At 63.9% G+C, this 13,406-nt stretch carries 12 protein-coding genes; 3 read left to right on the top strand and 9 right to left on the bottom strand.

Annotation, left to right across the window (positions count from 1 at the left end):
- Positions 1-175 precede the first annotated feature (175 nt).
- A complete protein-coding gene (locus tag RPF88_RS20495) occupies positions 176-1,531 on the bottom strand; it encodes an ABC transporter substrate-binding protein (protein WP_337123097.1) in 1,356 nt (451 codons plus the stop codon).
- Between the two features lie 361 nt (positions 1,532-1,892).
- Here RPF88_RS20495 and RPF88_RS20490 point away from each other — a divergent pair, with 361 nt between their 5' ends.
- On the top strand, positions 1,893-2,915 hold the full coding sequence (locus RPF88_RS20490; protein WP_224618329.1) for a LacI family DNA-binding transcriptional regulator: 1,023 nt from the start codon (positions 1,893-1,895) through the stop codon (positions 2,913-2,915).
- A 119-nt stretch (positions 2,916-3,034) separates the two neighbouring features.
- Here RPF88_RS20490 and RPF88_RS20485 read toward each other — a convergent pair whose 3' ends face one another.
- Positions 3,035-3,943 carry a LysR family transcriptional regulator gene (locus RPF88_RS20485; protein ID WP_063171028.1) on the bottom strand — a complete coding sequence of 303 codons (909 nt, stop codon included), beginning with the start codon at positions 3,941-3,943 and terminating at the stop codon, positions 3,035-3,037.
- A gap of 78 nt (positions 3,944-4,021) precedes the next feature.
- On the opposite strand from RPF88_RS20485, the gene RPF88_RS20480 reads away from it, so the two are divergent.
- Both RPF88_RS20480 and RPF88_RS20475 read left to right on the top strand, forming a co-directional pair.
- On the top strand, positions 4,022-4,840 hold the full coding sequence (locus tag RPF88_RS20480; protein WP_024501949.1) for a class I SAM-dependent methyltransferase: 819 nt from the start codon (positions 4,022-4,024) through the stop codon (positions 4,838-4,840).
- A gap of 22 nt (positions 4,841-4,862) precedes the next feature.
- Positions 4,863-5,372, top strand: a complete 510-nt coding sequence (locus tag RPF88_RS20475) for a hypothetical protein (protein ID WP_337123096.1) — start codon at positions 4,863-4,865, stop codon at positions 5,370-5,372.
- Here RPF88_RS20475 and RPF88_RS20470 read toward each other — a convergent pair.
- The 7 genes from RPF88_RS20470 to RPF88_RS20440 form a co-directional block, all read right to left on the bottom strand.
- Positions 5,369-6,802 (bottom strand): S8 family serine peptidase, encoded by a 1,434-nt coding sequence (locus RPF88_RS20470; RefSeq protein WP_337123095.1) that lies wholly within the window; start codon positions 6,800-6,802, stop codon positions 5,369-5,371. The genes RPF88_RS20475 and RPF88_RS20470 overlap by 4 nt on opposite strands.
- Entirely contained in the window at positions 6,792-7,460 is a 669-nt protein-coding gene (locus RPF88_RS20465; protein ID WP_082826721.1) for an anti-sigma factor, read from the bottom strand. Before RPF88_RS20465 ends, RPF88_RS20470 begins: the two co-directional genes overlap by 11 nt.
- Entirely contained in the window at positions 7,457-8,023 is a 567-nt protein-coding gene (locus tag RPF88_RS20460; protein WP_027163789.1) for a sigma-70 family RNA polymerase sigma factor, read from the bottom strand. Before RPF88_RS20460 ends, RPF88_RS20465 begins: the two co-directional genes overlap by 4 nt.
- A 170-nt stretch (positions 8,024-8,193) precedes the next feature.
- A complete protein-coding gene (locus RPF88_RS20455) occupies positions 8,194-9,033 on the bottom strand; it encodes an alkaline phosphatase family protein (protein WP_084015589.1) in 840 nt (279 codons plus the stop codon).
- A gap of 97 nt (positions 9,034-9,130) precedes the next feature.
- Positions 9,131-10,720, bottom strand: a complete 1,590-nt coding sequence (locus RPF88_RS20450; RefSeq protein WP_024501943.1) for an ABC transporter substrate-binding protein — start codon at positions 10,718-10,720, stop codon at positions 9,131-9,133.
- A gap of 185 nt (positions 10,721-10,905) precedes the next feature.
- Positions 10,906-12,576, bottom strand: a complete 1,671-nt coding sequence (locus tag RPF88_RS20445) for an ABC transporter ATP-binding protein (RefSeq protein ID WP_027163791.1) — start codon at positions 12,574-12,576, stop codon at positions 10,906-10,908.
- Positions 12,576-13,400 (bottom strand): ABC transporter permease, encoded by an 825-nt coding sequence (locus RPF88_RS20440; RefSeq protein WP_013528250.1) that lies wholly within the window; start codon positions 13,398-13,400, stop codon positions 12,576-12,578. Before RPF88_RS20440 ends, RPF88_RS20445 begins: the two co-directional genes overlap by 1 nt.
- Positions 13,401-13,406 lie beyond the last annotated feature (6 nt).

Genomic DNA, 13,406 nt, shown 5'->3' with positions numbered 1-13,406 from the left:
ACCAGGCGCCGATTCAGTTGTTTGGAGCGCGTCATCGGCGGCTTGCGCACATTGCCGATCGCGCTTCATGTCAATGCGCTCATGACGAAAGGCTGCGGCACGGGCCGCCGTCGGATCCGGGCCGGTAGGGCCCGGATCCAGTGCGAGAATGGTTGGTCGTCTACGTGCCAGCCGTCTACTTGATGGCGTCCCAGCTCTTCTGGATGTCGGTGGCGACGTCCTGCGCCGACTTGCCGCCGACCAGGTCGATCATGCCGGTCCAGAAGGCGCCGGCGCCGATCTTGCCCGGCATCAGGTCGGAACCGTCGAAGCGGAAAGTCGAGGCATTGGCGAGGATTTCGCCCTGCTTCTTCAGCGCGTCGCTGGCATAGGCATCCTTGTTGACCGACTTGAGCGGCGTCACGAAGCCGCCCTCGGCCATCCAGATCTCGTGGGCGAGCGGCATCTTCAGGAATTCGATGAACGCGCGCGCACTCTTGCTGTCCTTGGTGATCATCGCCAGCGTACCGGCGCCGAGCACGGGCGTGCCCAGTTCAGGCTTGGCGGCATAGGGCGGGAAGTAGAAGAAGTCCGCGTCCTGGCCGACCTTGGTGCCTTCCGGGAAGAAGGTCGGAATGAACGATGCCTGGTGGTGCAGGTAGCATTTCGGCGGCACCGAAAAGAGGCCCTTCGGGCTGTCGCGGAAGTCGGTCGCCGCAACCGCCTTGGCGCCGCCGTCGACCATCTTGTCGTCGGTCGCGATCTTGCCGAAAATGTCGATGGCATTGACCACCGCCGGATCGTTGAACGGGATCTCGTTCTTCACCCATTTGTCGTAGACCTCCGGAGGCTGGGTGCGCAGCATCAGGTCTTCGACCCAGTCGGTTGCCGGCCAGCCGGTGGCACCGCCGGAGCCGAGGCCGATGCACCACGGCTTGCCGCCATCGGCGATGATCTTCTTTTCGAGATCGGCGAGTTCTTCCTGGGTCTTCGGCACCTTGTAGCCGGCTTCCTCGAAATTATCCGGCGAGTACCAGACCAGCGACTTCACGTCGGCCTTGTAAGGGAAGGCGAAGAAGCCCGGCTTGCCGTCCTTGTCCTTGAAGGTGCCGAGATCGACCCATGACTGGCCGGCGCCGTAATTGTCCTTGACCCATTTGGCGGTGTCGTCACCGAGCGGCGTCAAAAGGCCCTTCGACGCCAGGTCCTGGATGAGGCCCGGCTGCGGCAGCACGGCGATGTTGGGCGGGCTGCCGGCCTGCGTGTCGATGACGATCTGCTGCTCGTAATTCTCCGAGGAGGAGTATTTGATCTCGACGCCGGTGGCTTCCGAGAAATAGTCGAGAACGCCGCGCACCAGGCCTTCGTCCTCGCCGCGCCACGGTCCGAAGATCGACAGCGTCTCACCCTTGAGGTCGACTTTCTTGAGCTCTTCGTAGTTCGCCCAGTTGAAGCGCTTGTCTTCGCCGGGCTTGAACTTCAGTTCGGCCTGCGCGGGCGCGTTCAGGGCGAACGTGGCAAACGCAGCACCCAGCAAAACCATTTTCTTCATCGGTATTCCTCCCAGTGGGTCTCACACACCGGACGGAACCTCCATTCCGCCCGCCGACGCCGCAGGACTGTGACTCAGTCGGAAAGGAACCGCAACCTTTCGAAGAGTCTTCCAAAGCGCTTTGGCTTTTTCGATCACGCCATTGAATCGCGGGGAAGTCAAGAGGCTGGCGAATCAATCGATTTAGGTTCGCGCATTTGCGCCCTAAAAGTGCGTCGCAGCATGCTATTATGGCAGTGCAGCAGCAATTTTTGTTTCAAACATGCCCAAACCGCGTCTATGGTTGGGCTTCGTATGGCTCGGCCCCGATGGCACTTGGGTCGATTCAATTAAAAAGCGCTTTGAGGGAATGGAGACTTTCGTGAACCTCAAGCAGCTCGCCCACATGCTGGCACTTTCGCAAACCACGGTAAGCCGCGCGCTGAACGGCTATCCCGAGGTCAATGAGGAGACGCGCAGGCGTGTCATGGATGCCGCCAAGCGCCATGGCTATCGGCCCAACCCGAGCGCGCGCCGGCTGGCGACCGGCAAGACCGGCATGATCGGCTATGTCCTGCCGACCGGTGCGTCCGTCGACATCGATCCGCATTTCGTCGAGTTCCTGTCCGGCCTTGGCGACTATGCTCGCTCGCACGAGCTCGACCTTGTGCTGTCGCCGGCCGACGCGGACGACCAGGAGACGACCTACCGGCGCATCGTCGCCAACCGGCAGGTCGACGCTGTTTATATCTCCTCTCCAAGGCCCGCTGACCGGCGCGTGGCGCTGGTCAACACGCTCGGCATTCCCTTCATCGTCCATGGCCGCAGTGAGGGCTTCGATTTCGACTACGCCTTCACCGATATCGACAATGAGGGCGCCTTCCACGAAGCGGCCAGGCTGCTGATCCAGCTCGGTCATCGGCGGCTGGCGCTGATCAACGGTGACGACCGCGAGACCTTCGCCATCCATCGCGAACGCGGCGTTCGCCGGGCACTCGCCGCGAGCGGACTGACATTGATCGAACGCCATGTCTGCTCGGTCGATATGACCGAGGAGAACGGCTATCGCGCCACCAGGCGTTTGCTGGAAGGGGACGACGCGCCGACGGCGATCGCCTGCTCCAGCCTGATCATGGCGCTGGGCGTCGTGCGTGCGGTGCGCGACCTCGGCTTGAGCATTCCGGGCGACGTCTCGCTGATCGCCCATGACGATGTCTTCCCCTGGCTGAGACCGGAGAATTTCTCGGTGCCGCTGTCGACGACGCGTTCATCGATCCGTCTCGCCGGCGCCCGTGTCGCCGAGCGGCTGGCGGCACGGATTTCAGGACTGGAGGAGGGCGCGCGAGGCGAGGTCTGGCCGGTCGACCTGGTGGTGAGAGGGTCAGTCGCCGGTGCGCCGGCGTAGCTGGAGATCAAATCCATGTGCTCTGCGGGATCGAGTTGAGACGCGACACTCACGCCGCATCAATCTCGCCCGACGCCGGCAGTAGGGAGACCACCGCAAGGGGGCCGGATTCCGATATCTCACGCCGCGGATTTGAGGTGGTCGATGAAGGCGCGCAGCTTCGGCAGGACTTGGCGCTTGCCGGGATGATACAGGAAGACGCCCGGCGTCGTGGCGGCGATGCCGTCCAGCACCGGTTCCAGTTTACCTTCGGCTATCGGAGCTTCAGCGATTGGTCGAGGCGTCTGCGCCAGCCCGACGCCCCGCATCGCGGCCCCGAGCAATGTCGGATAATCGTGCGCTATCAGCGGGCCTGAGAGCATCGCCTCGATCGCCTCGTTGCCGTCGACGAAAGCCCAGGGCGCTATGGCGCCATTCGAACGGCGCAAGCGCAGGCAGGCGTGGTTGCGCAGATCGTCGACGCGTTCGGGGCGGCCGTGGCGTTTGAGATAGTCAGGGCTGCCGACGACCACGAACGAAAACGATGGGGTTAGCCGCACCGCGACCATGTCGACCGCGATGAACTGGCCGAGACGGATGCCGGCATCGAACCCGCCGGCCGCGAGATCGACCATCTCGTCGCTCGCGGCGATCTCCAGTTCGATCTCGGGGTAAGCCCGGCAGAACGACGCGATCATTGGCTCCAGGATCAACGGCACGACAGCGCGGGGCACGGACAGGCGCAGCAGACCGGTCGGCCGTTGGCCGATGTCACGCACGGCCTCGCCGGCCGCGACGAGTTCTTCGAAAGCAGGGCCGGCACGATCGAGGAACCGCTGGCCAGGCTCGGTCAAGCCGACGCTCCGTGTCGTGCGGACGAACAGCGCCGCACCCATGCGTGCCTCCAGCGCGCGCACCGCCTGGCTCACGGCGGACGGTGTCACGCCGAGTTGCGCTGCGGCGCGGCGGAAGTTGCGGTGCCTGGCGACAGCCAGGAACGCCTCGATGCCCTCCAGCGCACCATGTCGGACTGTGTAGTTCTGCTTCATAGGTTGTTGTTATTACGCCGGGTAGTCGAATTATGGAAGTGGGCCTAGGTATGAGCTGAACCTAGGAGACATCATGCGATGACCGATGAACTTGAAGGGGTACGCGACCATTATCGCGCGACGGGCCTGACCGAGCGGCTGAAGACGGTGTTGGCTGCCCTCGGCCCGGAGGACCAGCTCCTCACGCCCCAACAATTGGGCGTTCTCGACCAGTTTCACACCCGTGGGCTAGCTGCCACCGCCGAGCTTGCCCAATTGGCGGGGATCGCTGCCGGCATGTCGATACTGGACGTCGGCTCGGGCGTCGGTGGGCCGGCGCGCTTTCTGGCTGCGACCTATGGCTGCCGGGTTACTGGCGTGGATCTCAGCGAGCCTTTCGTGGATGCCGCGCGCTATCTGACCGAGCGCACGGGACAGAGCGGGCAGCTGTCGTTCCAGACCGCCAGCGCATTGGAGCTCCCATTCGACGATGGCCGTTTCGACGCGGTGCTGTTGCAGCACGTGGCGATGAACATCTCTGACCGGACGCTGCTCTACAGCGAGATTCGGCGCGTGCTGAAGCCAGGCGGCAGGTTTGCCACATACGACGTCGTGTTGTCTGGAGGCGAGCCGCACTATCCGCTTCCCTGGGCGAGAACGCCGGCGACGAGCTTTCTCCTAACAGCCGGTGCGACGCGCGAGGCGATCGAACCGGCCAGCTTCCGCATGCTGGCATGGCAAGACGACACCGACGCCGCCAAGGCGTGGTTCGCACAGTTGCGCGCGTCGGGGCCGCCGCCTTCGCCCAATCTCGGCGTGGTGATGGGACCGGACTTCGCTGAGCTTGCGGCCAACCTCGGACGAAATCTTATGCAAGGTCGGCTCGGTATCCTGACCGCAGTGTTCGAGGCCGCATGAACCAGTTGCCGAGGGAGGCCAGATGTCAACCGAGATCGTGTTCCAAATCCATCTTGTTCTGGGCTATGTCGCGTGGCTGCTTTGCTTCGGTTTATACGGTTTGCCGTGGCTCAGGTCGATGGACCGGGTCGCGGCGCAGCGCGCTGTTGCCACTCTGCACAGCTTCCGCTTCTTCGGGCTGGTCTTCCTCGTTCCGGGTGTCGTCAGCCCCGATTTGCCTGCCGGCTTTGCCGTGTTTGCTGCCTACGGCGACCTTGCAACAGGAGTTCTGGCCATGCTGGCGCTGCTCACGGTGAGGATACCTCAGCTCTTCTGGGCGCTCGTCGTCGCCTTCAATCTGGTCGGGACGGTTGATCTGATCGTGGACTATTACCACGCCATCCAGGTCGGCCTCCCCCAGCGTGCGGGCGAACTGGGCGCCATCTACGCGATCCCGATCATTTACGTGCCGCTGCTGATGATCACGCACATCGTCGCATTCTATTTTCTGGTGCGTCCTCCGCAAGCCGCGGCTTGGACTGTCGCAGACTAGTCCTTTGCCGCCGCCTTGATGTCCAGCAGGCCGTAGCCGAAATCATTGTCGCGTCCCTTGGGGCCGAGATCCCTGGCCGTTGCCGCCAGCGCCTTTTCGATGTCGTCGGCCGAGCGATCGGGCGCGGCATGGATGAGATTGGCGATGGCGCCGCTCACGATCGCCGCGGCAAACGAGGTGCCTGTGACCACATCCGAGCCGGCGCCGCTCGGCGCCACCATCTCGACGCCGGGTGCCGAGATGAAGACATAGGCGCCGCGATTGGCCTGCGGCATCAGCCCGTCCTTGGCATCGGTGGCGGTCACCGCGATGACACTATCGAAGGCGGCCGGATAGCCATAGGGCGCCTTCGGCCCGTTGTTACCGGCTGCGGCGACCAGCACCATGCCGAGCGCGCGGGCATTGCGGCAGGCGACGCCGAGCAAATCGTTCTTCGGCCCGACAAAGCTCATATTGATGATGCGCACGTCCTGTTCCGCCGCCCAGTCGAGCGCCGACAGGATGACGTCCATGGTCGACTTGCCGCCCTCGAAGGCGCGGGCGTGATAGATTTTTGCGCCCGGTGCCATGCCTTCCAGCGTGCCGACGCCGGCGATCAGCCCGTCGATCGACGTGCCGTGATCGCGCTTTTCGATCGGCACGTCGGGCATGGCGTCGAACTGCCCGGCAATGACGCCCGAGAGCGCCGGGTTGGTGTCGTCGATGCCGGTGTCGATCACCGCGATGCGGACGTTTTCTCCGCTGGCTTGCTTGGAATCGAGCGCAATGCGGTCGAACGCATAGTTGACGATGCCGGCGGCCTGCTGCAGCGAATAGACGTGATTGGGCTCGCGCCGCTGAGTGCGGCCGTCGGCGGCCAGTTGCGCCAGCACGACGCCGACGGGCCGGCCGTCGGGAATGCCGAAGCGCACCAGTGTGGTGCCAAGCAGCCGCGACTGGCGCTGCGAGCGCACCTGCAGGCCGAAGGAGGCGGCGATCTGCTGGATAGCGCCGGCATCGCCGTCGACGGTCACCAGCACCTCGTCGGGCACGAAATCGCCAATCACCGCGCGCCGCGGCTGAACGGCAATGAGATCGGTCGGCGAGACGATCGGGCCACCGGGCGGGGGGCCGGCTTGAGTGTCGGCCGGCGGCGTCGCCGGTTCGGGCCGTGGCGTCGGCACAGGGGTCGGGGGCGCCGCCGGGTTGGGAAACAGGTCGACGATCAGGGCCGGCAGGAACACCGCGCCGGATTGCGCCGCATCCGATCCGCCCTCTGTGTCGCTGGCATCCTTGGCGCAGTCGGCGCCTGCCGCATTGGTCCCGTCGCGGCAGTCGATTTTCGTCTGGTCGGGATTGGGATCGTTGGTCTGCGCCGACGCGGGCACGGCGACGATTGTCATCGCCGCCGCAAGCATTGCCGCAAATCGAATGACCGCCTCAGCCGCCATCAACCGGTTTCCTTCCCTCGATCACAGTCTCCGTGAAAGCCTGGGCGGCAACAAGGCCGATTTGCCTGGTGTAGTCGGCTGCGTTGGCAGCCGGGATGCCAAGCCGGAACACGCCGTCGGCGGTCGGTCCGCCGACGATCTTCAGCCCGTTGCTGCCGAGGAAGGCGGAAATGTCCGACATCTTCGCATCCGGCTTGAACTTGACCAGGGCGTACGGCATTTTCGCCAGATCGTCTTGCGCGCCGGCAATCTCGAAATCATTGCCCTTTCCGCCGGGTTCGACAAACGACTGCACCATGACCAGCGCCAGCAGAACCGCGGCTGCCGCCCAGGCGACGCCGACCGGCACCGCCATAAAGCGGCCCCAGGCCTGCGCCAGCCAGGACGATCCTGCCGGCTTGCGCGCAGGCCCGGCCTCGGCGTCGAGTGCCTTGGCAAAGCGGCTGAGCGCATCGGCCGGCGGCCGGATTGCTTCGTTGGCGGCCGTGGCGCCGGAGAATTCGGCTTCAGCTTCGCCAAGGGCGGCAAGTGCGGCCGGATCGCTGGCCAGCCATTCCTCGACCGCTTCCAGGTCGGAACCTTCCAGCGAGCCGTTCAGGTAGAACGGCAGCAGCGTTTCCATTTCGTCGCGGCGCGACATCTTTTCAGCGGCGCTCATGGCCACCCCCTGTCGTAACCGGCGGCCTTGAGAGCCTCGCCGAGTTTCTTGCGGGCGTAGAACATCCGGGTCTTGACGGTGGCGACCGGAATGTCGAGCACCTCGCTGATCTCGCTCACCGACTGCCCGTGATAATAGGCAAGATCGATGACGACGCGATGCTCTTCCGGCAAGGCGTCGACGAAGCGCCGCAGGGCGGCCGCCTTGTCTTCCTTCATGGTGACGACTTCCGGCGTGTCGGCGCCGTCGGGCACCGCGGCGGCGGCCTCGTCGTCGATCCAGTCTTCCTTCTTCTTGCGCAGAAAGGACAGCGCCTTGAAACGGGCAATGCCGAGCAGCCATGTCGAGACTTCGGAACGCCCTTCGAAGCCGGGCGCCTGGCGCCACAACTCGAGGAAGACTTCGTTGGCGATATCGTCGGCCATCATTTCCGATCCCGTCTGGCGCGCCACGAAGCGGTAGACCCGCGCGTGGTGACGCATGAACAGGAGCCGCACGGCGGCTCGGTCGCCCTTCGCGACCCGGTCGACAAGCGCGCGATCGGTCTCCGTCGCTGCCGTCATGGCCGGTCGAGCCGCCTGGCTCCTGTCTGCTCTGTCGCTGATCGGCCCAAAAAGGTTCATCCTCCGCCAAGGAATTTTGCGGAGGCTAACCGAAGAGCGCGGAGGTTGCCAGAGGTGCGCCTCTTCCTTCTCCCACAAGGGCAGAAGGGAAGAGCTTCGCGGACCGCTTCTCACTCCAAGAAAGACTTCGCCTTCATCGTCGCGGGCACGGGAACGCCCAGTCGGCTCAGCACCGTCGGCGCCAGCTGCAGCTGGTCGAGTAGTGTGTCCGCATCCGGCCCTTTGCCTTGTCCAAAATAATACAGCGCGAAATCCTGCATCTCGTCGTCATGGCCGCCGTGATGGCCACGATCGGTCTGGCCGTGATCGGCGGTGACGATCACCTCATAGCCGGCTTCGATCCAGCGTGGCAGGAAGGCGGCCAGCATGCCGTCCATCGCATAGACGGCATGGTCCATCTCGTGGCAGTCGTGGCCGAAGCGGTGTCCCATCGAATCCAGCGTGCAGGTGTGCAGGATGCCGTAGTCGATGCCATGGCGTTTCGTCAGCATGGTCAGCGTCGCGAACAGGTCGACATCGCTCGGCGTCATCTGGTTGCGGAGATTGTAACCGGTCATGGTGTGGAAGCGGCCATGCGTGATCGGCCCGCCTGGCTCGTCGAATTCCATGCCCTCCACCAGGTCGAACGGGTAGGCGCGGAAGAATTCCGACCAGTAGGAATGGGTCACCGCCCCCGTCTTGCCGCCTGCCTTGCTGACCTCGGAGAAGATATCGGGCTGCTCGACGCGGAAACGGTTCTCATTGGAGAGAATCCCGTGCACCTGCGGCGAAACCCCGGTGTGGATCGAGGCATAGCAGCAGGCCGAGGTCGACGGCAGCACCGAGCGCATCTTCCAGACGCGCGCCTCGCCCGATTGCACCCAGCCTTCGAGATTGCCCATCAGCCGGCGCCAGTTCCGGTAAGGCACGCCATCGAGGATGATCAGCAGAAGCTTGGATTTGAGCGCCACGGGCTGCTCCATGCGGTTGGCGGTTGAAACGGGAACGCCGTGTGCCGTCCCGGGCACACGGCGTTCTGATAGATGAAATCGGACGATCAGGGTCCGCTCAAGCGTTGAGCCAGCACTCGGCAAGCGCGTAGCCGTCCATCATTTCGCCGATAGGGCTCTTGGCATAGCCGCCGATCTTGTTGGTGGCGGCCGCGTCGATGAACTGGTTGAAGAAGGGCACGATCAGCCCGCCTTCGTCACGCATCATCACTGCCATATCGTGGTAGATCGCCTGGCGCTTGGCCTGGTCGAGCTCGCCGCGCGCGGTAAACAGCATCTTGTCGAATTCCGGCCGCTTGAAGCGCGTGTCGTTCCAGTCGGCGGTCGAGACATAGCCGGTGGAATACATCTGGTCCTGCGTGGCGCGTCCGCCCCAGTAGGAGAGCGAGAAGGGCTGCTTGTTCCAGACCTCCGACCAGTAGCCGTCGCCGGGTTCGCGCTTGATCTCGATCTTGATGCCGGCTTTGGCGCAGGACTGCTGATAGAGCTGTGCGGCATCGACGGCGCCCGGGAAGGCGACGTCCGAGGTGCGCAGCACGATCGAGCCGCTGTGGCCTGATTTCTTGTAGGCTGCCGCCGCCTTGTCCGGATCGAACTTGCGCTGTTCGATATCGGCGGAAAACAGCGGATAGGCCTCGTTGATCGGGAAGTCGTTACCCACCGAGCCATAGCCGCGCAGGATCTTTTCCAGCATCTCGTCGCGGTCCATGGCTAGCTTCAGCGCCATGCGCAGATCGTTGCTGTCGAAAGGTGCGGTGTCGCAGAACATGTTGAACGGATAGTAGCCCTTGCCCGAGACGTTCTCGATGGAAACGCCCGCGATGCGCTTGACCAGATCGACGACCTTGGGTTCGACGCGGTTGATCATGTGCACCTGGCCGCCTTGCAAGGCTGCAAGCCGTGCGGTCGCATCATTGATGACGATGATCTCGACCTGGTCGGCATGGCCGGCCTTGTCGCCAAGCCAGTAATTGGCGAAACGCTCGCCGCCATGGCGCACGCCTGGCTGGTTGACGCTGACCTTGTAGGGTCCGGCGCTGATGCCGGCATTCGGATCGTCCTTGCCGCCATTCGGCTGGATGACGAGATGGTAGTCGGCCATCAGATAGGGGAAGTCGGCATCGGCGTCGCCGAGCGTGACGATGACTTCCTTGCCGCTCGCCTTGACGCCCTTGATGTTCTTGAGGATGCCGAGTGCTCCGGACTTGGACTTCTCGTCCGCATGGCGCTCGATGGTGGCGGCAACGTCCTCCGCGCCGACCGTCTTGCCATTGTGGAACTCGATGCCATCGCGGATCTTGATCGTCCATGTCTTGGCGTCGGCTGAGGCGCCAATCTCTTCGGCAATCAGGTTGACCAGCTTGTTGTCCGGTGTGAGGCGCACAAGATACTCGCCCCAAAGCTTGCCGAAGCTGAAGGTTACCTGGCTGAGATTCAGCGCCGGATCGAGGCTGTTGGTGGATTCCCCGCCCTGCAGGCCAGCCTTGATGATACCGCCCTTCACCGCCGTCTGGGCAAATGCCTTGCCGGCCAGCGCCGGCATCATGGCCGCCGATACGCCGAGCGCGGCGGCGCGCCCAAGAAAGGCACGGCGCGATATCCGGCCGTGACCGGCGAGTTCGGCGAGATAATCGAGTTCAGTTTTCATGTCCTACCCCTGTTTAAAAGTCGTGCGAGCGGCGCTGGTCCCGAAGGACGTGTGGCGCTCTAGTGTTGCATCCGGATGACGGTCGCTGACGCCCCTATGTGGCAGCTTGGTCTGACACAATTTCCAGGGGAAGCGCCTGCCTTTTTCTTCCGGCAGTATTGGTTCCCAGTTTTCCCGGAATTGCTTTAGTTCCCCGCGCTGGCCATGCGCCGTCCCTTGATTGCCTTTTCCAGCCAGCCGATTTCCATCTCTGGAACGGAGGAGAGCAGCAGGTCGGTGTAGGCGTCGAAGGGCGGGCTCAGCACCTTGCCCTTGGGGCCGTAACGCACCACCTCGCCGCGATACATAACCGCGATTGAATCGGCGATCGACTTCACCGTGGCAAGGTCATGCGTGATGAACAGATAGGCGACGTTCTCTTCCTTCTGCAGCTCCAGCAGCAGCTCGAGGATGCCGTGTGCCACCAGCGGATCGAGCGCCGAGGTCACCTCGTCGCAGATGATCAGCTTCGGCTTGGCGGCAAGCGACCGGGCGATGCAGACACGCTGCTTCTGGCCGCCGGAAAGCTCGGCCGGGTAGCGGTCGGAAAATCCCTTGCCCATCTCGATCTTGTCGAGCAGTTCGGCAACGCGCCTGTCGCGCTCACGGCCGCGCATGCCGAAATAAAACTCCAGCGGCCGGCCGATGATGGTGCCGACGGTCTGACGCGGGTTCATCGCCACATCGGCCATCTGGTAGATCATCTGCAACTGGCGCAGATCCTCCTTCGGCCGGTCGGCCAGCCTGTTGGCCAGCGGGCGTCCGTCGAAGGTGACGGTGCCCTGTTCGGGTGGCAAAAGTCCCGTGATGGCGCGCGCCAGCGTCGACTTGCCGGAGCCGGACTCGCCGACCACGGCCAGCGTCTGGCCCGGATAGATGTCGACGGATACGTCCTTCAGCACCTTGATATGGCTGCGGCCATAGGCGGCGGTGACGTTCTTCACCGACAGGAACGGCGACGTGCCGGGCTTCTGCTCCTGGTGTTCGATCTCATGCACCGAAACCAGTGCGTTGGTGTATTCCTGGCGCGGCTCCTTGATGATCTGCCTTGTGCCGCCCCATTCGACCAGCCTTCCATGGCGCAGCACCATGATCTCGTCGGAGACCTGGGCGACGACGGCAAGGTCGTGCGTGATGTAGAGCGCAGCGACATGGGTGTCGCGGATGGCGTCCTTGATCGCCGCCAGCACGTCGATCTGCGTCGTCACGTCGAGCGCCGTTGTCGGCTCGTCAAAGACGATCAGGTCCGGCTCGGAGCACAGGGCCATCGCCGTCATCACACGCTGCAACTGGCCGCCCGAAACCTGGTGCGGAAAACGCTCGCCGATGGTTTCAGGGTTCGGCAGGCTGAGCTTCTTGAACAGCGCAACCGCGCGCTTCTCGGCCTCGGCGCGTGTCGCGGTGCCGTGCAGCAGGGTGGCTTCCACCACCTGGTCCATCAGTCTGTGCGCCGGGTTGAAGGCCGCGGCCGCCGACTGCGCGACATAGCAGACCTCGCGGCCGCGTAATTTGCGGAAGCCGTCCTTGCCGCCCTTGAGGATGTCGCGGCCGTTCAGGATCACCTCGCCGCCTGTGATGCGCACGCCGCCGCGGCCGTAGCCCATAGACGACAGGCCGATAGTCGACTTGCCGGCGCCGGATTCGCCGATCAGGCCGAGCACCTTGCCCTTCTCGAGCGTCAGTGAGACATCGTGCACCAGCACGATGTCCTTCGGCGGTTCGCCGGGCGGGAAGACGGTAGCCTCGATGCGCAGATTGCGGATGTCGAGCAGCAGGCCTGACTTCGGTTGCCCGAGCTTCGCTTTGGTGTCGGCCATCACCCGCGTCCTCCCTTGAGGCTTGTCGTCCGGTTGAGCACCCAGTCGGCAACCAGGTTGACGGAAATCGCCAGCAGCGCGATCGCCCCCGCTGGGATGAGTGCGGCCGCGATGCCGAACACGATGCCGTCTTTGTTTTCCTTGACCATGCCGCCCCAGTCGGCGTCCGGTGGCTGCACGCCAAGGCCGAGGAACGACAGCGTCGACAGGAACAGCACCGCGTAGATGAAGCGCAGACCGAGTTCGGAAACCAGCGGCGACAATGCGTTGGGGAGGATCTCGCGGAAGATGATCCAGCCGCTGCCTTCACCGCGCAGTTTCGCCGCTTCGACATAGTCCATGACGTTGATGTCGACGGCGACCGCGCGCGACAGGCGATAGACGCGGGTCGAATCCAGAATGCCCATCACCAGGATCAGCGTCACCAGATTGGTCGGCAGCACCGACAGCACGACGAGACCCATGATCAGCGTCGGGATCGACATCAAGAGATCGACGAGGCGCGACAGCAGCGTGTCAAACCAGCCGCCGAAGACGGCCGCCGAGAAGCCGAGAATGGCGCCGAGCGAGAACGACAGCGCGGTGGCCAGCACCGCGATGAACAAAGTGATGCGGGCGCCGTAGATCATGCGCGACAGCAGGTCTCGGCCGAGATTGTCGGTGCCCAGCAAATGGGCAGCCGACATCGGTTCCCAGACATCGCCGACGATTTCGCCATTGCCGTGCGGCGCGATCCAGGGGGCGAAGACCGCCGCAAGCACGAACAGTGCCGTCAGCACGATGCCGATCAGCGCGGGGATGGGGATGCGTTTGATATCGAGCATATCCGC

It is taken from the genome of Mesorhizobium sp. ISC11 (genome assembly GCF_037162595.1).
Taxonomy (GTDB): domain Bacteria; phylum Pseudomonadota; class Alphaproteobacteria; order Rhizobiales; family Rhizobiaceae; genus Mesorhizobium; species Mesorhizobium ciceri.
Note: the sequence above shows the minus strand (reverse complement) of the source record. Positions and strands in the feature narration are given on the sequence as shown.